Genomic DNA, 22,189 nt, shown 5'->3' with positions numbered 1-22,189 from the left:
TTATACCTGCTTGTCGTTCCTGGCGTCGTCTTTACTAGCCGAGGTTTGCTGTTTGTCTGCCAGGGTTTTGGCGTTGAAGTCAGCGTCCTGCTCTTTCGGATCATCCTTTTTATCGTCTTCGTCACTCATGGCTTTTTTAAAGCCGCGAATGGAAGAACCTAAATCCGAACCCAGATTGCGGAGCTTATTGGTACCGAACAGAAGTACAACAATGACGGCAATGATTAACAATTGCCAAATACTGATACCGCCCATGAGATATGCCTCTAATATTCTGTGAAAAACTGTCGAATGTAGCGCACAGAAAGCCCGTATGATTTCGGGCCTTAACTTGCGACATTACGCGTTTTAGATCAGGCTGACAATCAGTTTGTCTTGCGCCAGCCTATCAGCCAGGTGACGATGCCGGCGGCTATTAATAACGCAGGGAAGAAATCCCAGTCGGGCCGACTCAGCAGCACGGCGGTGCCACTTAATAACAGTGTAGCCCCTACCCCAAACAGATAACGTGCCTGATGGTGGCGGGTGCGCTGAGCGTTGAGATCGCTGACAAGTTTGTCGACGCTGTGCTGCAACAATTTATGCTGACGCATACTGTCATAGAACAACTCTGGCAGCTCTGGCAGCTTCTCTGCCCAGAACGGTGCTTTCTCTTTCACCGCGCGCCAGATAGCTGGCAGGCCAATCTGATCTTTAATCCAGTCTTCCAGGAACGGCTTGGCGGTTTTCCACAGGTCGAGCTGCGGATAGAGCTGACGGCCGATGCCTTCGATATACAACAGGGTTTTCTGCAACAGCACCAGCTGCGGCTGGACTTCCATATTGAAACGACGCGCGGTGTTGAACAGGTTGAGCAACACATGGCCGAAGGAGATCTCCGCCAGCGGCTTCTCAAAGATCGGTTCACACACGGTACGAATAGCGAACTCAAAATCTTCCACGTTGGTATCCGGCGGCACCCAGCCGGAATCGACGTGCAGCTCGGCCACTTTGCGGTAATCGCGGTTAAAGAAGGCGATAAAGTTCTCCGCGAGGTAGCGCTTATCCTCTTTGTTCAGCGAGCCGACGATACCGCAGTCGATGCCGATATATTGCGGATCTTCCGGGTGGTCATAGCTGACGAAGATGTTGCCGGGATGCATATCGGCGTGGAAGAAACTGTCACGGAACACCTGGGTGAAGAACACCTGCACCCCGCGTTCCGCCAGCAGTTTCATATTGACGCCATGCTGCTCCAGCGTGGCGACGTCGGAAATCGGAATGCCGTAGATACGCTCCATTACCAGCATGGATTCGCTGCAATAATCGGAGAAGATTTCCGGCACATACAGCATACGGCTCTGATCAAAGTTGCGACGCAGCTGAATGGCGTTGGCCGCTTCACGCAGCAGATTGAGTTCATCAATCAGCGTTTTTTCGTAGTCGCGCACCACTTCCACCGGGCGCAGACGGCGTCCGTCTGGCAGCAGACGCGGCACCCAGCGCGCCAGACGGTAGATCAGCTTCATATCCGCTTTGATCACCGGCAGGATATCCGGGCGGATTACCTTGATCACCACTTCCCGACCGTTTTCTTTCAGCGTCGCGGTGTGGACCTGCGCAATCGAGGCCGAGGCCAGCGGTTTGATCTCAAAATCGTCGAACCAGGTTTCCACCGGTCCGCCAATGGCTTTTTCGATCTGTTCTTTGGCTTTTACGCCATCGAACGGCGCAACCCGGTCCTGCAACACCGCCAGCTCGTCGGCAATCGCCGGAGGAAACAGGTCGCGACGCGTCGAGAGCATCTGGCCGAACTTGATCCAAACCGGACCAAGCTGTTCCATCGCCAGACGTATCCGCACGCCGGTCGATTCATTCTTATGCTTGTTGGGGATCCAGAAAATGCAGCGCCGCCATAAACGCAGGGGCAGCGTGATGCGCATGTGGGGAATCAGTTCATCGAGGCCATAGGTGAGAAAGACCTTTACGATAAAATATAAGCGCCGAATTTCTCCCAGCGTCATTTCGCCTCCAGCAGTGCTAAACGCGCGTCAAGCGCATCAAGCGAACGTTCCATCGCTTCCACTTCCTCGCAAAACCAGGCAAGTTCCAGCGCACCCGGCGCCAGCCGCCACTCTTCGGTCAGCGTCTGGCCCAGGTAATCCTGGCGACGCGTCACCTCATGCTTCACAAACTGCAACGCCCGCTGCGCGGCCTGGCTGATGCCCTGCGCAGCGATATCGCCAATCCACGGCGCGAGATATTCCGCCGGGTCCAGCTCCGCCAGATCCATCAGCGCCGAGAATTGCTGCACCACCTGCAAATCCCCTTCCACCTCCAGTTCACCGCTGCGAATCAGACGGGTGAGCTGCTGGCGGTCGCGCAATTTTGGCAGAGTGCCGAGGCGCAGGCTAACGGAGCAATCGCTGCTGTCCTGCCAGTCACCCAGCACGTCCAGCTGGTTTTCACTGAACACCAGCACCAGCGGGAAGGAGAGTTCCTGCAGACGCAGCATCAACACTTTACCCGCCAGACGCTGGCGTGCTGCTTTCAGGCTGCGATCGCGATACAAAACACGATTGAGGGCGGTCTCAAGACCGCCGGTAATCAAAGGAGTGAAAGTCATGGCCATGGTTTGTCAGAACTTAAAGCCGCGATGCAGCGCGACAATGCCACCGGTCATGTTGAAGTAGGTGGTGTTTTCGAAGCCTACGTCGTTCATCATCGCCTTCAGGGTTTCCTGATCGGGATGCATACGAATCGACTCCGCCAGATAACGATAACTTTCCGCATCCTTCGCCACCAGCTGACCAATGCGCGGCAGAATGTGGAATGAGTAGGCATCGTAGGCTTTGCTGAGCGGATCAAGCAGCGGTTTGGAGAACTCCAGCACCAGCAGGCGTCCGCCTGGCTTCAGCACACGGAACATCGACGCCAGCGCCTTCTCTTTTTCGGTCACGTTACGCAGGCCGAAGGAGATGGTGATGCAATCGAAATAGTTATCCGGGAAGGGCAGCGCTTCGGCGTTTGCCTGTACATAGCTAACGTTGCCGGAAACGCCCAGGTTACGCAGCTTTTCGCGGCCCATCTTCAGCATGGAGCTGTTGATATCCGCCAATACCACCTGGCCGGTTTCACCCACCAGACGTGAAAATTTTGCCGTGAGATCGCCCGTACCACCGGCCAGATCCAGCACGCGCTGACCGCGGCGTACGCCGCTGCTGTCAATGGTAAAACGCTTCCAGACACGATGGATGCCAAACGACATCAGATCGTTCATCAGGTCATATTTAGCCGCTACCGAGTGAAACACGTCGGCGACTTTATCTGCCTTTTCGCTTTTTGCGACGGTCTGAAAGCCAAAATGCGTAGTTTCCTGCTGTGATTCATCTGCCATCGGTTTTACCTGTTCCACAAACAATTCTTCCCGAAGTGTATCAGAGTTGCGCTGGCCGGGCACGCGACCGGCGCGTTATTCGTTGATGCGGCGCAGGGAAGACGCAGAAGAATCTGCTGCCTTTTCATCAGGCTCGTCATCATCAGCCCAGTTCTCCTCGCCCTCATCCGGTTGCGCCTGCGCCACCAGCTGCGGATTAATCGGACGTTTGATCTCCACCCCCAGCGCACGGAACGATTCGCTTTGCGCGATCAGATTGCCGCGCCCTTCCGCCAGCTTTTTCATCGCCAGATGGTAGCTCTGCTGCGCTTTATCGAGGTTGTGGCCAATGCCGCTCATATCATCGACAAACAGCCGCATTTTGTCATACAGCCTTGCAGCACGGTCAGCGATGCGTTGGGCGTTGCGGCTCTGATGCTCGTAACGCCACAGATTGTTGATGGTACGCAGCGCCACCAGCAAGGTGGTGGGGCTGACCAGCATGATGTTCTGTTGCAGCGCTTCGCTGATCAGTTCCGGCTGACGATCAATCGCCAGCAGGAAGGCCGGTTCAACCGGGATAAACATCAACACATAATCCAGGGAGCGTAAACCGGGCAATTGTTGATAATCTTTTCGTCCCAGCAGACGAATATGGCCGCGCACCGCGTTGACATGTTCCTGAATCGCCTGTTCACGCGTGGCTTCATCGTCGGCGTTGAAGTAGCGTTCATAGGCGACGAGCGTCATTTTGGCGTCAATCACCACGTCTTTGCCCTGCGGCAGACGCACGATCACATCCGGTTGCATCCTGCCCTGCTGCTCCAGCTGCACGCTGACCTGCGTTTGATACTCATGGCCTTCGCGCAGCCCCGAAGCTTCCAGCACCCGGCTGAGCACCACTTCACCCCAGTTGCCCTGAATTTTATTGTCGCCTTTCAGCGCCTTAGTCAGGTTAACCGCCTCCTGCGCCATCTGCGCATTCAGCTGTTGCAGCTGGCGGATTTCATGCGCCAGGGTGTGACGTTCGCGCGCTTCCTGCCCAAAACTGTCAGTGACCTGACGACGAAAACCATCCAGCTGTTCACGCAACGGGCCAATCAGGCCATTCAGGCTTTGGCGGTTCTGCTCATCGACGCGACGGCCGCTATTTTCGAAGATGCGATTGGCAAGGTTTTCAAACTGCGCGCTCAGGCGCTGTTCGCTGTTGGTCAGCAGACGCTGCTTCTCCTCGGCGGCGAAGCGCGTCTCTTCCAGGCGGATGGTGACTTCACGCAGTTCAGCTTCCTGCGCGCTGTTCACTTCCAGCTGATTGCGCAGTTCGCGGCTCAGCTGTTCGCTTTCACCGCGCCAGTAGTCGAGTTGTTGCAGACGCTCCTGGGCCGCGCTTAACGCGCCATGCAGCTGACGCAGCTCCTGCTCGCGCTGCTGCACCTGCTGCTGCGTCAGTTCCAGCTGCTGCTGCTGACGCTGCTGCGCCTCTTCTGCTAAGCGGCGTTCGGTTAAGAAGCTGGCATGTTGATGACCGGCGCGCAGGTTTGCCACAATCCAGCCGATACCGAAACCGGCCAGCGCCAGTGCGCCACTGATGATGATAAGTTGCTGATCCATAATTCCCCCGCGGATCGTCTCGCTGAGGGAAAAGGTAGAGGCGCACTGTATGAATGTCCAGACAATTTTGCCGCCCGCGGGCTATAACGCCGTCACCTGCAACTCACCCGCTTTCCAGGCATCGATCAGGAAGAACGGCATCGGCAATACCCACTGGCCATCGCGGATTCTGGCCGCATAGCGCCAGCTCTGTCCGGCATAGGTCAGTTCAACCTGCTGCCATTCGGCATCCGGGCTGTTTGCCGCTCCTGCCATACTGGAGAATCCGGCGTTGCTGCCAACGTGGAAGCTGTCCGTTTGCCAGCGAATGGGTTGATGTGCCGGCCACGGCTGAGCATGGTGGAAGGCAAAAATATCGTCGTGATTAAGGATGCTGGCGCGCACCGTCGGCCACAGCGCCAGTTTGAGAAAGTACTGGTCGGTAAAGCGTTCGCTGCCCTGGTACTGGTGAATAAAATCACGCATCTGCTGTTCAACATTGCTGAACACGCCATGACAGCCGCCCCACATCCCTGCCAGCAGCAGTTCGGTATGGGTGAAGTAGTCGCGCATATGGTGGAACCAGTACGGTGATTGCAGCCAGGCTTCCACCGCCGCCACTTCTCGCTCCGAGAGCAGCGAATCGGCGTCACGTACGATGTAACGTTTAACGCTGGCATCGTCCATCACCAGAAAACGCCACAGCGTCGGGAACAGCGTTTTCTCCTGCGACATATCCACCAGCTGAACATTCGGCTGCGCCAGGCGCTGCCAGACATGCTGCGGCACGCTGTCATCCAGATAGATACGGCAGGTCCACGCCGGATACAGCTCCCGCGCCACCTCGACGTTTTTAATCAGGGTTTCGCAATAGCGCGGCTGGCCGCCATACAGGCTAAAAGCGATAACGTTTTCCTGCGGCCGGGAGGCATCAAAAGCAGGTGGCGTCCCGGCCGGAAAGGCGTACTGCTGACCCTGGCTGAATTTTGCATCAGATTGTTCGAGTGACTCCCGCCCGTAGCGCGCCACTTCGTCCGGCTTATGCAGCCAGCCGCACACTTCGGTCAGGCCATCGAGCCAGGTGTCAGACGCCTGCGCGCGCTTAGCGGCCGGCGCCTGATAGATTTTCTGATAGGTCTTGTACGATTTTTGATATTCACCTACCCGCATCAGCGCCAGCGCATAATCGCTCAGCACCTGCATATTGCCGGGCATCACGCGCAGCACTTCTTCACAGCTTTGACGGGCAGTCGGGAAATCAGAGGCAGCCATGGCCTGGCGAAAACGCGCCGCAGCGCCTTCAACGCGGGTTTGCGTCGCAACAGGATTGGCCATAAAGGCAGGACGTTGAACAGGAACAGTTTTGCGCATAAAAATTCTCAGTATCCAGCTGAAAGTGCGCGCATTCTTTTCAGGCAGCTGGCGGAGGCGCCAGCTGCCGGGTGCGCTAAATTAACCGACGCGCCGCTTCGACAACAATCTTCACCGCGTCGCTTTCGGTCTGTTTCATGGTCGCCGCATCCGGGATCTCTTTCTGCGTGCGATTCACGATGACGCCCGCCACCATACCGGCTCGCAGTCCCTGACTGGCGCACATGGTTAACAGTGTAGCGGATTCCATCTCATAGTTGAGGACGCCCATCTGCTGCCACTCTTTCATCGACCCCTGGAAACGGCTGACAACGCGACCGGAGAAGGTGTCATAGCGCTCCTGGCCGGGATAGAAGGTGTCCGACGAGGCGGTAACGCCGATATGGGTTTGCGCGCCACAGGCTTCGGCCGCGGCAACCAGCGCGGTGGTGCAGCTGAAATCCGCCACAGCCGGGAACTCCAGCGGGGCGAAGTGCAGGCTGGCGCCATCGAGGCGCACGGCGGCGGTGGTGACCAGCACATCGCCGACATTAATATGCGGCTGAATGGCGCCGGTGGTGCCAACGCGCAGGAAGGTACGGACGCCAAGCTGCGCCAGTTCTTCAACGGCGATGGAGGTTGACGGGCCACCGATGCCGGTTGAGCACACCACCACCGGCTTGCCATCCAGCTCAGCCAGATAGCTGGTAAATTCACGGTGCGATGCCAGATGCTGCGGGTTCTGCATCAGACCGGCAATTTTCTTCACGCGCTCCGGATCGCCGGGAACGATGGCAAGCGTGGCTCCCTGCAAATCGGCTTTGGTGATGCCAAGGTGGAAAACGTCGGACTGGGCCATATCAGACTCCTGATAGCTAAGGGATGTGCGCGCCACTTTACGTCAGCAGGCGCCAGAAATATGTGATTAATTTCACTATAAATAATGAGAATTACATTATACGAAAAACATAGTGTGACTTTGATCACATAACAATCGTCTGCCATTCTGAATTGCTACAAGCGGTGCTGTGTAAGTTCTGACGGCAATGTTAATAGAAGAGAAGAACCCATGCGTAACCCCTCTGAAACCTACACCAGCCTCGCACCTGCGGCCAGGCTATAGTTACGTGATTGCGCGATTGTTAGCACGGAGAGAACAATGAAAACCGAAGACAATATGGCACAGAAATCTGCAAACAGCGGCTTTGCTCCGGCGGTACAGCCGACCGCCAGCACCACGATTATCACGCACAGCGAGGCGATCCATGCCGGGGAGACCTCGGTCCCCAGCCAGGGGGAAAACCTGCCGGCATATTATGCCCGGCCAAAAGATCACAATGGCGCGCTGCCAGTGGTTCTGGTGGTGCAGGAGATTTTCGGTGTGCATGAACACATCCGTGATGTCTGTCGTCGGCTGGCGCTGGAGGGCTATCTGGCGGTCGCGCCAGAGCTGTATTTCCGCGAGGGCGATCCCAGCGAATATCACGATATCCCGACCCTGTTCAAAGAGCTGGTAAGTAAAGTGCCGGATTCGCAGGTGCTGTCGGATCTCGACCACGTCGCCAACTGGGCGGCCCGCAACGGCGGCGATATCCGTCGTCTGGCGATTACCGGTTTCTGCTGGGGTGGCCGCATTAGCTGGCTGTTCGCGGCGCACAATCCACAGGTGCGGGCAGCAGTGGCCTGGTATGGCCGTCTGATTGGCGATAAAACCCTGAAACAGCAGAAGCATCCGATTGATATCGCGGTGGATTTGAATGCACCGGTGCTGGGTTTATACGGTGGTCAGGATGAGGGCATTCCGCTGGAGAGCGTGGAGCAGATGCGTCAGGCGCTGCGTGCCGCCAATGCCAAAGCGGAGATCGTGGTCTATCCCGATGCCGGTCATGCCTTCCATGCCGATTACCGTCCGAGCTATCACGCCGAGTCCGCCAAAGATGGCTGGGCGCGGATGCTGGATTGGTTTAAACAGTATGGCGTGGCGCCGAACGCGTAATAAAAAAGGGGCGCTCGCGCGCCCCAACAACGTACAACACAACACTTTTTACCGCTATCAGGCAGTTTCACCGCGCAGTTTCTTCGCCGCTTTAACCATGTTCGCCAGCGCAGCACGGGTCTCCGTCCAGCCGCGGGTTTTCAGGCCACAATCCGGGTTAACCCACAGACGTTCTTCCGGGATGCTCAGCGCCGCTTTACGCAGCAGCTCTTCCATCCACTCGACGCTCGGCACGTTCGGCGAGTGAATGTCGTACACGCCTGGACCGATTTCGTTCGGGTATTCGAACTCTTTAAACGAATCCAGCAGGTCCATATCTGAACGTGACGTTTCGATGGTGATCACGTCCGCATCCAGCGCTGCGATGGAGTCCATGATGTCGTTGAACTCGCAGTAACACATGTGGGTGTGGATCTGGGTATCATTCTGCGCCACCGCCGCATTCAGGCGGAAGGCGTCAACGGCCCAGGTCAGGTAGGCAGCCCAGTCAGACTGGTGCAGCGGCAGGCCTTCACGCAGTGCCGGTTCGTCAATCTGGATAATACCGATACCGGCTTTTTCCAGATCTTCCACTTCATCACGCAGCGCCAGCGCGATCTGTTTGGCGATGGTTGCACGGGTCACATCTTCACGCGGGAAGGACCAGCACAGGATGGTGACCGGGCCGGTAAGCATCCCTTTCACCGGTTTGTCCGTCAGCGACTGCGCGTATTTCGCCCACTCAACGGTGATAGCTTGCGGGCGGCTGACGTCACCGATGATGACCGGCGGCTTAACGCAGCGTGAACCGTAGCTCTGTACCCAGCCGTTCTGCGTGAAAACGAAACCGTCGAGGTTTTCACCGAAATATTCCACCATGTCGTTGCGCTCAGCTTCGCCGTGCACCAGCACGTCGAGGCCCAGACGTTCCTGCTCGACAATCGCCTGTTTGATGTGTTCGGCGATGCCGGTGCGGTAGTGACCGCCATCAATGTTGCCTTTTTTGAAGTCGAGGCGCAGGCCGCGGATTTCCGTGGTCTGCGGGAATGAACCGATGGTAGTGGTCGGCCATGCTGGCAGGTTGAAACGGGCGCGTTGTGCTTTGGCGCGTTCGGTGTAGATGCCCGGACGCTCAGTGTCTTTGGCCTGAATTTTTGCCAGACGCTGTGCGACGGCCGCATTGTGCACACGGCTGGAGTGGGCGCGGGCGCGGATTGGCGCGCTCCAGGCTTCCAGCGATTGCGCATCGTTGTTGTTCAGGGCGTTGCTCAGCAGTGCAAGTTCGGCACATTTCTGCAGGGCAAAGGCGAACCAGCTTTTCACCTCTTCATCGAGGCGGGTTTCCACGCTCAGGTCAATCGGGCTGTGCAGCAACGAGCACGAGGAGCCAATCCACAGCTGCTGACGTTTGCCAATCAGCGGTTGCAGGCGCTCAAACCAGCTGCTGAGGTCAGCACGCCATACGTTACGGCCGTTGATGACGCCGACAGACAGCAGCCATGCCGCCGGGATCTGCTGATTCAGCTGCTGGATATCATCTTTGCCGTGAACCAGGTCAACGTGCAGACCCTGAACCGGCAGCGCTTTGATCACCGCAAGGTTCTGACCGATACTGTCGAAGTAGGTGGTCAGCAGCAGTTTGGTTTCACCCTGCAATGCGTCATACGCCGGCTGGAAGGCCGCACGCCATTCCTGCGGCAGTTCCAGCGCCAGCGCAGGTTCATCGATCTGCACCCATTCGATGTCGCGTTTTTTCAGTTCCGCCAGAACCTGCCTGTACACCGGCAGGATGTCTTTCAGCAGAGACAGACGGTCGAACTGTTCGCCTTTCACTTTGCCCAGCCACAGGTAAGTGACCGGGCCGAGCAGAACCGGCTTCACTTTATGGCCGAGGGCCAGCGCTTCGTCGACTTCGTCCAGCAGCTGGGTCCAGGTCAGTTTAAACTGCTGACCTTGGGTGAATTCCGGCACCATGTAGTGGTAGTTGGTGTTAAACCATTTGGTCATTTCTGCCGCGGCGGCTGGTTCGCCAGTGGGCGCACGACCGCGGCCAAGGCGGAACAGGGTGTCGAGATCGACAGAGCCATCTTTGTTCTGATGACGCGCCGGGACGTTGCCCAGCAGCAGGCTGGTGGTGAGTACGTGATCGTACCAGGCGAAATCGCCCACCGGCAGCAGGTTCACCCCGGCGTCTTTCTGTTGTTGCCAGTGACGGGCGCGCAGTTCGCGGCCAACAGCCAGCAGTTCTTCCTGTGAGCTGTTGCCTGCCCAGTAACTTTCCTGTGCTTTTTTCAGTTCACGGCGCAGACCAACGCGAGGGAAACCGAGTGTATGGTTCAGAATAGTCATTTGATGCTCTCCAGATATTCTTCACTGTGCAGCACGCGCTACAACAAATTTACGTTCATCCAGCAGGCAACCGAAGGCGCCGCTGTGCTTCATCACTGGATAAAAGTAAAGTGGCCGTAACGTTTGCGAGGATGTTTAGCCGTCCAGATGTTTACACCGCTATATTCTGCGGGTACTGTATGTTCCTCAAGCGCAATTTGCTCAAACTCGATGTGAAGGATTCTCATGATCGAACTCAAACACCTGCGGACGCTGCAAGCGTTACGGAATACCGGCTCTCTGGCCGCCGCTGCCGCTCAGCTCCATCAAACGCAATCCGCGTTGTCTCACCAGTTCAGCGATCTGGAGCAGCGGCTGGGCTTTCGCCTGTTTGTGCGTAAGAGCCAGCCGCTACGTTTTACGCCGCAGGGGGAGATTCTGTTGCAGCTGGCTGAGCAGATCCTGCCGCAGATTCAGCAGGCGTTGCAGGCATGTCATGAGCCGCATCAGACAACATTGCGCATCGCGATTGAGTGCCACAGCTGTATTCAGTGGCTGACGCCAGCATTGACCAATTTCCGCCAGAGCTGGCCGCAGGTGGTGATGGATTTCAAATCCGGCGTGACCTTTGATCCCCAACCCGCATTGCAGCAGGGTGAACTGGACGTGGTATTGACCTCGGATATTTTGCCGCGCAGCGGTTTGTTTTATTCGCCGATGTTTGATTTTGAGGTGCGCCTGGTGCTGGCACCGGATCATCCGCTGGCGCAATCTGAACATATTTCGCCGGAAGATTTGGCCGACGAGGTGCTGATGATTTATCCGGTACAGCGTCAGCGACTGGATGTGTGGCGCAATTTCCTGCAACCGGCTGGGGTGAGTCCGGCCCTGAAGAGTGTCGATAATACCCTGTTGTTAATTCAGATGGTGTCGGCGCGCATGGGGATTGCCGCCCTGCCGCACTGGGTGGTGGAGAGTTTTGAACATCAGGGACTGGTCGTGACCAAGACCCTCGGCGATGGTCTGTGGAGCCGCTTGTATGCGGCGATGCGCGATGGCGAGCAGCGTCAGCCGGTACTGGAGGCGTTTGTGCGTTTTGCCCGCCAACATGCCTGTGAACACCTGCCCTTTGTGCGCGATGCGTCGCGCCCCGGTTCGTTGCAGCCCCTCTCTTCCTGATCCAGCAGGGCGACAATCGTCGCCCTGCGCTGTCATCCCTGCCTCGCCTGCTCTATAATGCGCCGCCTCAACCCGTGACCAGGAGAATTTCACCATGACGAATAACGATGTGCTGCGCAGCGTGCGCTATATGCTTGATTTGAGCGACAGCAAAGTGGTGGAGATTTTTGCCCTGACGGGTTGCGATGTAACGCTGGAAGATGTGCAGGCGTGGCTGAAGAAAGACGATGATGCCGCGTTTCGCCCCTGCCCGGATGTGCTGATGGGCTATTTCCTCAACGGTTTGATTTTCCATCGTCGCGGTAAGAGCGAGGATGCGCCTGCGCCGTCCATTGAGCGCCGGATGAATAACAATATTTTCCTGAAGAAGCTGCGCATCGCGTTTGCACTGAAAACCACCGATATTCCTGAGGTGCTGCTGAAGGCGAACTTCCAGGTTTCTCAGGCGGAGATCGGCGCGATTTTCCGTAATCCGGATCATAAGAATTATCGCGAATGCGGTGACCAGATTTTGCGTAACTTTTTGAAAGGATTGACGCTGGTGCAACGTCCTGCGCCGGTGAAGAAGGCCTGATAGCGGGTTCGGGATAACGCATCCGATCACTTCCCTGTGGATCGGCCTGGTTATCCCTTCCCTTTCAGACTCAGGCGTTGCTGTGAGACGTCTTTCCCAACACCCAGCGTTTATGCACGTAAAGTGAAGCAAAAATCACGATGGCCCCGGCAATAAAGCTCGGCCAGTGCGGTTTTTCCTGCCAGATCGCCAGATTCACCAGCAACCCTGCCGGGACATGCATGTTGTTCATAATGCCCAGCGTACCGGCATCCACCTGAGTGGCGCCGTAGTTCCACATAAAGTAACCCAGCCCGGACGCCGCCACTCCCAGCCACACCAGAATGCCCCATTGCAGCGAGGTCGTCGGCAGCTTGTTGGGATTACCCCACAGGAACCAGGCAATTATTGCGATGATCACCGCGCCGAGATAGAACCAGGAAAACGCCGTATGCTGCGGCATCGGACGCGTTTCCTGAAGCCGTTTGTAGCCCACCATGCCGATGGCAAAACAGATATTTGCCGCCTGTACCAGCATCAGCCCAAACCAGAAATGATCACTGACTTTGTCATAGCGAATGATAGCCGCACCGGCCACCGCCAGCAGCGCGCTGAAGGCATAGCCGATACGTAGCGGACGTTTGCTCAGCAGATCGTAAATCAGCGTCACGTACAGCGGCGTCATCACGGTGAACAGCAGGAATTCCGGCACGCTCAGGTAGAGGTAGGCTTCAAAGCTCAGCAGATACATGATGCCGAGTTGCAGCATCCCCACCAGCATATACAGCAGAATGGTCGAGGCACGGTAGCCACGCCAGCGCAGGAACGGCAGAAACACAATCGCCGCCAGTCCCAGGCGGATCAGTACGGAGAACCAGGAATCCACCTGACCTGCCAGGTATTCCCCGATTAAACTAAAGGAAAAAGCCCACAGAATGGTGGTAACGATCAATAACAGCACGGTAACGACCCCAAAATGAACAGTGGGGCTAGTGTAAACAAAGTGTCGGACACAGGCAGGATTATCTGGTTTACAAGCGATCAATAAACAACCACGCATTACGCTTCGGTCGCCATTAAAACATGATTACGCTTTTAAAACGGTCGCCATTAATGGCGACCCTACATTGTAGGGTGCGCATTTATGCGCACCAGGGAGTTTACGCCAGCAGCAACTTGCGCAGCGTATGTGGCACCGCGTCTTCGGCGTTGCTGCCAATGACTTCAAGGGTAGGCAAGGTATCCTTCAGGCGCTGATGCGCGTTACGCATGATGCAGCCTTTACCCGCCATGGTCAGCATTTCAACGTCGTTCATGCCGTCACCAAAGGCGATGCACTCCTTCAGGGAATAGCCGAGCTGCTTCGACACCGCCTCCAGCGCGTGACCTTTTGACACGCCCCCCGCCATCACTTCCAGACAGGTCGGCAGCGAGAAGCTGACATTCACCCGATCGCCCCAGCGGGCTTCAATCGCCTGCTCCATCGGAATCAGATGCTGCGGGTCATCACAGGTAAAGAACACTTTGCTGACGCCATCGGTTGGCAGCATACCGGGCTGATAGACCTGATAATTAAATACCGATTCGCGGAAATAATCCTGCTCGGCCGGACGGTGGCGGCTGATAAACCATTCATCATCACGATAAACGTGGGTCAGCACCTCTTCATCCTGATACTTCAGACTAAACAAATCCTGCGCGATATCGGCATCGAGGTTATGGCTGAAGATCAGCTCGCCGTCGGCATTGTGTACGCGCGCGCCGTTGGAGGTAATCATATAAGCCGGGATGCCGAGCTTATCGCGCATCTGGCCCACATCGATATAGTGACGACCGGTGGCAAAGATAAAGTGAAGATCGCGTGCAACCAGTTCCTGCAAAGTGGTGCGTGCGAACGGCGTCAGGCGATGTTCCGGGGAAAGCAGCGTGCCATCCAGGTCGGATGCGACGATGTGGTACATGTAAACCTCTGGTATTGATGTCGGTAATTAATAATGAATTAAACGTGACGCTCAAAAAAATCGACCACCGCGTTCAGCGCCTGGGCGCGCATTGCGTCTGTTTCGAACAGGATCTCATGACGCGCACCCTCAATCACATAAGGCGTGACGCCTGCGCAGGGATGCCCCGCCGCCGCCATCGCCTCACAAAACAAATCCTGCGAGCGGTTGTCCACCACCCGATCTTCACTCGCCTGCATCAGCAGCATCGGCGTGATGATCTTATCCACCTGGCTGATAATGCTGCGCCCGGCCTGCACCCCTTCACGTACCCAATGGTAAGTAGGGCCGCCGACGCGAAGCGCCGGATCGTCGGCATAAAAGCGTAAATTACGCCGATAGCGCTCGCGACTGTGCGTCAGCTGGTTAATGCCGAACGGATGCGCCCGCCAGCGCCCGGTGCCCAGGGCGTAGCCATCGCGCAGCGCGGGCATTTTCTCCGCCCAGTCGAGAATGCGGTGCGCGAGAAAAGGCGGCAGCGGCAGAGTGATGCCAAACATCGGCGCAGCCAGCGCCACCGCGTGAAATGCCCGTGGCTGACGCGCCAGAAACAGCGCGAGGATCGCCCCGCCCATTGAGTGCGCCAGCGCATAACGCTGCCGGTAATGACCACTGACGATCTCTTTCAGGTAGAGGGTTTCCAGATCGTCGACATAATCGTTGAACTCCACCACATGACCGCGATGGGAATCTTCCAGCAGGCGATCGGAACGTCCCTGACCACGGTGGTCGATAATCACCACATCAAAGCCACAATGAAACAGGTCATAGGCCAGTTCCGGGTATTTGATATAGCTTTCGATACGTCCGGGAACAATCAGAATGACACGTTGATGTTGCGGCGAAGTGAAACGGACGTAGCGAATGGTGAGATTGCCCACGCCAGTGAATTCGCACTCTTCACGACGCTGCCAGAAGTCGAGCAATGGGCCGGTGGCAAAGGCAGCGAAGGCCTTTTCACGCCTGAGCCAGCTATGTTTAAAATGCTGCATCCGCCCCCCTGAAAAAAACGTCAATGCCACACGTCAGCTCCGTAGCGTGCCGCGATTTTCTGGCGTATTGTGTCACACTTCGCTTACTTCAGGGAATGTCACACATGACCATAGAATGGTGGTTAACCTATCTGCTCACCACAACCATCCTCAGCCTTTCACCCGGTTCCGGCGCAATTAACACCATGAGTACCGGCATCAGCCACGGCTATCGCGGTGCAGTGGCGTCGATCTCCGGCCTGCAGATTGGTTTATCCATTCATATCGTGCTGGTTGGCGTAGGCCTCGGCGCGCTGTTTTCCCAGTCGCTGCTGGCGTTCGAAATCCTGAAGTGGGCCGGTGCGGCGTATCTGGTGTGGCTCGGCATCCAGCAATGGCGCTCCGGTGGCGCGCTCGATCTCAATGCTGTTGCCAAAGCGATGCCACGTCGCCGCCTGTTTAAGCGCGCGGTGCTGGTGAATCTCACCAACCCGAAAAGCATCGTGTTTCTCGCCGCGCTGTTCCCGCAGTTTATTCAGCCGCACCAGCCGCAGCTGATGCAATATCTGGTGCTCGGCGTCACCACCGTGGTGGTCGATATTATCGTGATGATTGGTTACGCCACGCTGGCTACCCGTATCGCGGGCTGGATTAAGGGGCCAAAGCAGATGAAGGCGATGAACCGCACCTTCGGCGGATTGTTTATGGCCGTCGGCGCGCTGTTAGCCAGCGCACGCAGAATCGCCTGAACCTCGTAAGGTCGCCATTAATGGCGACCTTGATGATTAACGGGAAATAATCAGATGGATGCCAAACCCGGCAAACAACACACCCGCCATCCCATCCACCCACTTCGCCAGACGCTGATACTTATCGCGAATCCACGGCAGAGCAAAAATCGCGGCCACCACGGAGAACCAGACAAAGGTCTCGCCGACGATCAGCAGGAACAATCCCCAGCGCTCAATCGCACCGACATCGTTACCCACAAACAGTGAGAACACGCTACCAAAGTAGATGATCGCTTTCGGGTTGGAGAGGTTGGTAAGGAAGCCTTTCAGGAAACTTCGGCCCTTCTTCGGCAGCGCCACCACCGGCGCATCGCTCTGCGGTTGCTTATGACGCTGGCGCGCCGAGCGCATCAGCTGCCAGCCCATCCACAGCAGATACAGACCACCGCCGACCATAATGATTTGATGCAGCCACGCCATTTTTTGCAGGATCAGATGCAGGCCCATCAGCGCCACACCCGCCCAAATCACGATACCCAGCGTGATACCGAGCACCCCCATCATCGCTTCTTTGCGCGAGCGGCTGGCTGCCGTCTGCGAGACAAAAAAGAAATCGGGGCCTGGGCTCATCAGCGCCACCAGATGCACCAGCGCGACAGTGGCGAATAAAATCAACATGGTTTGGTTCCTTTACTCTTCATCAAGATGTTCTTTGATCATCACCAGGAACGGCTTACCAAAGCGCTCCAGCTTGCGATGACCGACACCGTTTACGCTTAGCATTTCTGACGCGCTCACCGGCATTTGTTCCGCCATTTCAATCAACGTCGCATCGTTAAACACCACGTATGGCGGAATGTTCTCTTCATCGGCAATCGCCTTACGCAACTTACGCAGCTTGGCGAACAGCTTGCGATCGTAATTGCCGCCATACACTTTCGGCGAGCTACTGCGTGTTTTCACCGTAACGATACGCGGCACCGCCAGCATCAGCGGCACCTCAGCACGTAAGACCGGGCGCGCCGCTTCGGTGAGTTGTAACGCGGAATGCATCGCGATGTTTTGCGTCACCATACCGAGATGGATCAGCTGACGCAGCACGCTGACCCAATGTTCGGTGCTCTGGTCACGACCAATGCCGTACACCGGCAGTTTATCGTGACCATTGTCGCGAATACGCTGGTTACTGGCACCGCGCAAAACTTCAACAATATAGCCCATACCAAAGCGTTGCCCGGTACGATAAATGCCGGACAGCGCTTTTTGCGCCTCCACTAAGCCATCGTAGCGACGCGGCGGGTCGAGGCAGATGTCGCAGTTATCGCACTGCTGCTGGCGACCTTCGCCAAAATAGTTGAGCAGCACCAGACGGCGGCAGGTCTGCGCTTCGGCAAACGCGCCCATCGCGTTGAGTTTATGACGTTCGATATCCTGCAATGGCCCTGGCGCTTTCTCTTCGAGACATTTACGCAGCCACGCCATATCGGCCGGGTCGTAGAGCATCATCGCTTCCGCAGGCAGGCCATCACGCCCGGCGCGGCCGGTTTCCTGATAGTAGGATTCGATATTGCGCGGGATATCAAAGTGCACCACGAAGCGCACGTTGGGTTTGTTGATCCCCATGCCGAACGCCACGGTCGCCACCACGATTTGCAGATCGTCGCGCTGAAAGGCTTCCTGCACCCGCGCACGCTGCGCGCTGTCGATGCCCGCATGATAAGCCCCGACGCTCAGACCACGGCTTTGCAGACGCGCGGCGGTGTCTTCCACTTTGGCGCGGCTGTTGCAGTAGATAATGCCGCTTTTACCGCGCTGATCCTGCACGTAGCGCAGCAGCTGTTCGGTCGGCTTAAACTTCTCCACCAGCGTATAACGGATGTTGGGACGGTCGAAGCTGCTGATCTGAATCAGCGGATCGTGCATCTGCAACAGATGCGCGATGTCATTACGCGTGGTTTCGTCGGCGGTGGCGGTCAGCGCCATCACCGGCAGATCCGGGAAGCGCTGACGCAGCTGACCAAGCAGGCCGTATTCCGGGCGGAAATCGTGACCCCATTGCGAGATGCAGTGCGCTTCATCCACCGCCAGCATCACCGGATTCCAGTGGTGCAGGCTGTCGAGGAAGTTATCCATCATCAGGCGTTCAGGCGCGATGTACAGCAGCTTCAGACGGCCGGTACGACAATCGGCCAACACCTGCTGCTGTTCTTCACGCGTCTGCGTCGAGTTGAGACAGGCCGCCGCTACGCCGTTCGCCAGCAGCTGATCGACCTGATCCTTCATCAGTGAGATCAGCGGCGACACCACCAACGTTAACCCTTCCCGCACCAGTGCCGGGATTTGATAACACAGCGATTTGCCACCGCCGGTTGGCATAACCACCAGGCAATCGCGCCCTGCCAGCGCCGTTTCGATTATGGTTTGCTGGCCGGGACGAAATTGCTGGTAGCCAAAGGTATCCTGCAATACCTGATGCGCCAGCGTTTCCTGATTGAGCACTGCCGATGTTGCCACGGTAATCCTGTTTTTTGCGTATCAGAACAGATCGTTGAGCGTCACGCCGACGCCGACACGCGTCTGGCGGTGGTTGTAGTCGATGAGTGATTCACCGTAACCGCTAAACAGCTGCGTGTAAAAACGTACGTGTTCGTTAATCGGATAGCTCCAGGCGAAGGTTGCACCGCCGTAGCCACTGTTCCAGTTGTAATTGCCTTCCACGCTGAAAATGCTTTCGCCGAGCATGTAGCCCAGCTTCGCGCGGTAATAGCCCATGTATTTGGTGATGTCCGGGTTGTCGTCGTTGTTGGCATTTTCCGGCAGACGATACCAGGGTTTGATCTCGGCGAGGAAATTGCCGTTCTCCGCCATCAGACGCGCATACACGCGGTTCCAGCTGCGCGACGTCGGATCGCTACGCCCGTTCGACTCATGGTTCAGACCGGTCTCCACATCACGCAACGTCCAGCCACCGAGGGTATAATCCGTGGCCCAGCCGACGAAAATCTGCGGCTCGTAGTTGGTTTCACGGAACGGTGAGGAAGCGCCACGGTTCGATAGCTGCCACCAGGATCGCTGGGTATAAGACGCCGCCAGCACCGAGTTGTCGCCCAGAATACCGCGCCACAGCGGAAAGGCCAGACTGAGCTGGAATTTTACTTCATCCTTTTTCGCTTTGTCTGCCCAGTTGTAAGAGGAAATCGCCTCTTTATTCATGTCGCTGGTATAGGTGTAAAGCAGATAGTTATTTTCGTAGGGATAAAGCACGAACGGGTTATCGTGTTTCTCCAGCAGATTGGCAATAATACTGCCCTTTACTGCCGGGGCATCGTGAACCTCTTTAATCGTGGCTTCATCCGCCTGCGCCAGTGCAGGAAGTAACAGAGCCGCTGCCACCAAGGCGCGATGCTTACGCATAAAATTCTCCAGTGAGCGCTGCGTGTCAAAATCGTTTGGGAACGGTTTAAAAAAGCAGGTCATTCTACACACAAACTTAGCGCTTGATTAGCGACGATTTCTGAAACTGGAAAGCGGCGCCAACGCGGCATAATATACACAACTCTTTAACATCTATCGCCCCGCGTGGGTGCGTTTTAAGGCCATCACCATGTCATCACCAATGCTGACCCCGCAGGAAGCACGCCGTCTGATTGGCGAAATTTTTGTTTATCATATGCCGTTCAATCAGGCGCTTGGGCTGGAACTGGATCGACTGGAGCCGGATTATGCCGAGCTGGGCTTTGCCAATAAAACCATGCTGGTCGGGAATGCGGCGCAGAGTATTTTGCACGGCGGCGTGATTGCGTCGGTGCTGGACGTCGCCGCCGGACTGGTTTGCGTCAGCCACTCGCTGACACGCCAGGAGAACATCAGCGAAGAGGAGCTGCGTCAGCGGCTGTCGCGCATGGGTACCATCGATATGCGCGTCGATTATCTGCGTCCGGGACGCGGCGAGCGTTTCGTGGCCACCAGCAGCCTGCTGCGTGCCGGGAATAAAGTGGCGGTGGCGCGCGTTGAGCTGCATAACCAGCAGGGCGATTATATCGCCACGGCAACCGCAACTTATCTGATTGGTTAGGAAACGACGATGGATACGCAGCAGACACGCCAGGGTATTGGCTATGCACTCGGCGCCTACTTTATCTGGGGCATCGCGCCTGCCTACTTCAAGCTGGTAAAGCAGGTGCCCGCCACCGAAATCATGACTCACCGTGTGATTTGGTCCGCGCTATTTATGCTGCTGCTGATCACCCTGACCCGCAGCTGGCGCCAGGTACACAGCGTGCTGCGCCAGCCGAAAAAGGTGCTGCTGCTGGCGATCTCAGCCGTCACCGTCGCCGGTAACTGGCTGCTGTATATCTGGGCGGTGAATAATCAGCATATGCTGGAGGCCAGTCTGGGTTACTTTATCAACCCGTTGATTAACGTGGTGCTGGGTATGCTGTTTATGCGCGAGCGCTTCCGCCGTCTGCAATGGCTGGCGGTGCTGCTGGCCACTACCGGCGTGCTGGTACAGCTGTGGGAGTTTGGTTCGTTGCCGATAATCGCGCTGGGACTGGCGGTGAGTTTTGCCTTCTATGGCCTGATGCGTAAGAAGATTCAGGTTGATGCGCAGAGCGGCATGTTGATTGAGACGCTGTGGCTGTTTCCGCTGGCGGCGATTTACCTGTTTGGTTTTGCCGACAGCGCCACCAGCCATCTCAGCGCCAATCCGATGAGCCTCAACCTGGAACTGGTCGCCGCCGGCATCGTCACCACCATTCCCCTGATGCTGTTTGCCGCCGCCTGTACCCGGTTGCGTTTATCGACCGTGGGTTTCTTCCAGTACCTCGGTCCGACGCTGATGTTCCTGCTGGCGGTGCTGTTTTATGGCGAGACCGTGACGCCAGACAAAATGGTCACCTTTGGCTTTATCTGGCTGGCGCTGATCATCTTTATTCTGGATGCGGTGGCCGCTTCAGCCCGCACGCGCGTGCGCGTAGCGTGAAATAAAGCGCGCCAGCGCCGGGCCGGTAAGAATGATGGTGAACAGACGTAAGGTCTGCAACGCCATCACAAAGGCAATATCGACCCGGCTGCCCGCCGCAATAATCGCTACCGTATCCAGCCCGCCGGGGCTGGTTGCCAGATAAGCGGTCATCAGGTCGACGTGCAGCACGCGCGTCAGCATCCATGCCAGCCCGCCACACAACAGCATCAGCCCGATAATCGAAACCACCATTTGCGGCAGCGTGCGCAGCGCCAGCATAAAAATCGGCCGGGTAAAACGCAGGCCGACGCTCCAGCCAATCAGCGCATATGCCACCGCCAGCAACCATTCCGGCACTTGTAAAGTGGCAACGTTGGTGCCCTGTAGGGTCGCGCCAATCAGCGCGGGCAGCAACAGCGCGCCAGACGGAATGCGGAGTTTCTGTCCGAGCCAGGCGCCCGCCACCATCACCACCAGCGTCAGGGCAAAGCTGCTTTGCAGGGCGGGAAACCACACCAGCTCGGCAGCGCCGCCGTTGGTGCCGAGTCCGATACGCGCCACCACCGCCGCGGCCGTCGCCACAAACAGCACGCGCAAATACTGCATAAACGCCACCAGCCGTACGTCGGCGCCAAAATCCCCCGCCATCGCCACCATTGCTGATGCACCGCCCGGCGACGATCCCCAGGCGCCGGTCGGTCCGGGCAGATTACTGAAGCGCACCAGCAGAAAACCGGATAGCCCGCTGGCCGCCAGCGTCAGTGCCAACACCGCCAGTACGACCGGCCAGTCCTGCAATAGCGGCGGCAGAATTGCCGGTGACAGCGTTTGTCCGATCATGCAGCCCAATACCGCCTGCGCCAGCACAAAGAAACGTTTATCGATACGCACCGATGCGCCAGACAGCCCCATGACCGTTCCGACAATCATCGGACCCAGTAGCAGCGCCGCAGGCAGGTGAAACAGCTGGAAGATAATTCCCAGAACAAGTGAAGCAATCAGCAGGATGGTCCACTGCTGTCGCAAAGAGAAACGCGCCATAAGGTGGAAGAGTAAATGTTAATAAAAATGAGGGAACAGATTACGCAGAAATGTGACGCAGTGCCAGTTTCACAGGCCGTGTAGACGGCCCGGCAATTGTTACATAATGCTTGCACACTGCTGGCTGGCATAAATGCCGACCCTGAGCGT

The 22,189-nt window shown here is 56.9% G+C and carries 21 protein-coding genes; 6 read left to right on the top strand and 15 right to left on the bottom strand.

Features of this window, described 5'->3' with window-relative positions; translation table 11 throughout:
* The 7 genes from tatA to udp all read right to left on the bottom strand — a co-directional run bounded on the left by tatA (position 1) and on the right by udp (position 7,154).
* On the bottom strand, positions 1-255 hold the full coding sequence (tatA, locus tag AC6I8V_RS01020) for a Sec-independent protein translocase subunit TatA (protein ID WP_497844101.1): 255 nt from the start codon (positions 253-255) through the stop codon (positions 1-3).
* Positions 256-365: 110 nt separating this feature from the next.
* On the bottom strand, positions 366-2,003 hold the full coding sequence (gene ubiB / locus AC6I8V_RS01015) for a ubiquinone biosynthesis regulatory protein kinase UbiB (RefSeq protein WP_497844100.1): 1,638 nt from the start codon (positions 2,001-2,003) through the stop codon (positions 366-368).
* A complete protein-coding gene (gene ubiJ / locus AC6I8V_RS01010) occupies positions 2,000-2,605 on the bottom strand; it encodes a ubiquinone biosynthesis protein UbiJ (protein ID WP_497844099.1) in 606 nt (201 codons plus the stop codon). Before ubiJ ends, ubiB begins: the two co-directional genes overlap by 4 nt.
* 12 nt (positions 2,606-2,617) lie before the next feature.
* Positions 2,618-3,376 (bottom strand): bifunctional demethylmenaquinone methyltransferase/2-methoxy-6-polyprenyl-1,4-benzoquinol methylase UbiE, encoded by a 759-nt coding sequence (ubiE, locus tag AC6I8V_RS01005; RefSeq protein ID WP_497844098.1) that lies wholly within the window; start codon positions 3,374-3,376, stop codon positions 2,618-2,620.
* 75 nt (positions 3,377-3,451) lie between these two features.
* Positions 3,452-4,966, bottom strand: a complete 1,515-nt coding sequence (gene rmuC / locus AC6I8V_RS01000; protein WP_497844097.1) for a DNA recombination protein RmuC — start codon at positions 4,964-4,966, stop codon at positions 3,452-3,454.
* A gap of 81 nt (positions 4,967-5,047) precedes the next feature.
* Entirely contained in the window at positions 5,048-6,316 is a 1,269-nt protein-coding gene (locus AC6I8V_RS00995; RefSeq protein WP_497844096.1) for a tetratricopeptide repeat protein, read from the bottom strand.
* Positions 6,317-6,392: 76 nt separating this feature from the next.
* Positions 6,393-7,154 carry a uridine phosphorylase gene (gene udp, locus AC6I8V_RS00990; protein WP_497844095.1) on the bottom strand — a complete coding sequence of 254 codons (762 nt, stop codon included), beginning with the start codon at positions 7,152-7,154 and terminating at the stop codon, positions 6,393-6,395.
* 300 nt (positions 7,155-7,454) lie between these two features.
* Here udp and AC6I8V_RS00985 point away from each other — a divergent pair, with 300 nt between their 5' ends.
* Positions 7,455-8,291: a dienelactone hydrolase family protein gene (locus AC6I8V_RS00985; RefSeq protein WP_497844094.1), complete on the top strand. Its 837-nt coding sequence runs from the start codon at positions 7,455-7,457 to the stop codon at positions 8,289-8,291.
* Positions 8,292-8,348: 57 nt separating this feature from the next.
* On the opposite strand, the gene metE is transcribed toward AC6I8V_RS00985, so the two are convergent.
* Positions 8,349-10,619: a 5-methyltetrahydropteroyltriglutamate--homocysteine S-methyltransferase gene (gene metE / locus AC6I8V_RS00980; RefSeq protein WP_497844093.1), complete on the bottom strand. Its 2,271-nt coding sequence runs from the start codon at positions 10,617-10,619 to the stop codon at positions 8,349-8,351.
* 225 nt (positions 10,620-10,844) lie between these two features.
* Between metE and metR the strand changes: the two genes are divergently transcribed.
* Both metR and AC6I8V_RS00970 read left to right on the top strand, forming a co-directional pair.
* Complete coding sequence (metR, locus tag AC6I8V_RS00975) at positions 10,845-11,777, top strand: HTH-type transcriptional regulator MetR (RefSeq protein ID WP_497844092.1); 933 nt, start codon at positions 10,845-10,847, stop codon at positions 11,775-11,777.
* A 94-nt stretch (positions 11,778-11,871) separates the two neighbouring features.
* Entirely contained in the window at positions 11,872-12,351 is a 480-nt protein-coding gene (locus AC6I8V_RS00970; protein WP_497844091.1) for a YehS family protein, read from the top strand.
* Between the two features lie 70 nt (positions 12,352-12,421).
* Here AC6I8V_RS00970 and AC6I8V_RS00965 read toward each other — a convergent pair whose 3' ends face one another.
* The 3 genes from AC6I8V_RS00965 to pldB form a co-directional block, all read right to left on the bottom strand.
* The gene (locus AC6I8V_RS00965) at positions 12,422-13,291 is read right to left on the bottom strand and encodes a carboxylate/amino acid/amine transporter (RefSeq protein ID WP_497844090.1); all 870 of its coding nucleotides are present in this window, start codon (positions 13,289-13,291) and stop codon (positions 12,422-12,424) included.
* A 199-nt stretch (positions 13,292-13,490) separates the two neighbouring features.
* Entirely contained in the window at positions 13,491-14,291 is an 801-nt protein-coding gene (yigL, locus tag AC6I8V_RS00960) for a sugar/pyridoxal phosphate phosphatase YigL (protein ID WP_497844089.1), read from the bottom strand.
* A 38-nt stretch (positions 14,292-14,329) separates the two neighbouring features.
* On the bottom strand, positions 14,330-15,322 hold the full coding sequence (pldB, locus tag AC6I8V_RS00955) for a lysophospholipase L2 (protein ID WP_497844088.1): 993 nt from the start codon (positions 15,320-15,322) through the stop codon (positions 14,330-14,332).
* A 104-nt stretch (positions 15,323-15,426) separates the two neighbouring features.
* On the opposite strand from pldB, the gene rhtB reads away from it, so the two are divergent.
* Positions 15,427-16,050 carry a homoserine/homoserine lactone efflux protein gene (rhtB, locus tag AC6I8V_RS00950; RefSeq protein ID WP_497844087.1) on the top strand — a complete coding sequence of 208 codons (624 nt, stop codon included), beginning with the start codon at positions 15,427-15,429 and terminating at the stop codon, positions 16,048-16,050.
* A 36-nt stretch (positions 16,051-16,086) separates the two neighbouring features.
* Here the strand turns inward: rhtB and rhtC are convergent, their stop codons facing one another.
* From rhtC to pldA, 3 genes are read right to left on the bottom strand one after another with little or no spacing between them, the layout of a single operon-like run.
* Positions 16,087-16,710 (bottom strand): threonine export protein RhtC, encoded by a 624-nt coding sequence (gene rhtC / locus AC6I8V_RS00945; protein ID WP_497844086.1) that lies wholly within the window; start codon positions 16,708-16,710, stop codon positions 16,087-16,089.
* 12 nt (positions 16,711-16,722) lie between these two features.
* Entirely contained in the window at positions 16,723-18,546 is a 1,824-nt protein-coding gene (gene recQ / locus AC6I8V_RS00940; RefSeq protein ID WP_497844085.1) for an ATP-dependent DNA helicase RecQ, read from the bottom strand.
* Between the two features lie 21 nt (positions 18,547-18,567).
* Positions 18,568-19,446 (bottom strand): phospholipase A, encoded by an 879-nt coding sequence (gene pldA, locus AC6I8V_RS00935; RefSeq protein ID WP_497844084.1) that lies wholly within the window; start codon positions 19,444-19,446, stop codon positions 18,568-18,570.
* 190 nt (positions 19,447-19,636) lie between these two features.
* Here pldA and AC6I8V_RS00930 point away from each other — a divergent pair, with 190 nt between their 5' ends.
* Together AC6I8V_RS00930 and rarD are read left to right on the top strand one after the other, a co-directional pair.
* Positions 19,637-20,107, top strand: coding sequence for a thioesterase family protein (locus AC6I8V_RS00930; RefSeq protein WP_497844083.1), 471 nt, complete (start codon positions 19,637-19,639; stop codon positions 20,105-20,107).
* Positions 20,108-20,116: 9 nt separating this feature from the next.
* The gene (gene rarD / locus AC6I8V_RS00925; protein ID WP_497844082.1) at positions 20,117-21,016 is read left to right on the top strand and encodes an EamA family transporter RarD; all 900 of its coding nucleotides are present in this window, start codon (positions 20,117-20,119) and stop codon (positions 21,014-21,016) included.
* Here rarD and AC6I8V_RS00920 read toward each other — a convergent pair.
* Positions 20,987-22,039 carry an AbrB family transcriptional regulator gene (locus AC6I8V_RS00920; RefSeq protein ID WP_497844081.1) on the bottom strand — a complete coding sequence of 351 codons (1,053 nt, stop codon included), beginning with the start codon at positions 22,037-22,039 and terminating at the stop codon, positions 20,987-20,989. The genes rarD and AC6I8V_RS00920 overlap by 30 nt on opposite strands.
* Between the last annotated feature and the right edge of the window lie 150 nt (positions 22,040-22,189).

The sequence above is a fragment of the Pantoea sp. X-Soil-TKNS-1207 genome, assembly GCF_059730485.1.
This window is presented reverse-complemented; position numbering and strand designations above follow the sequence as displayed.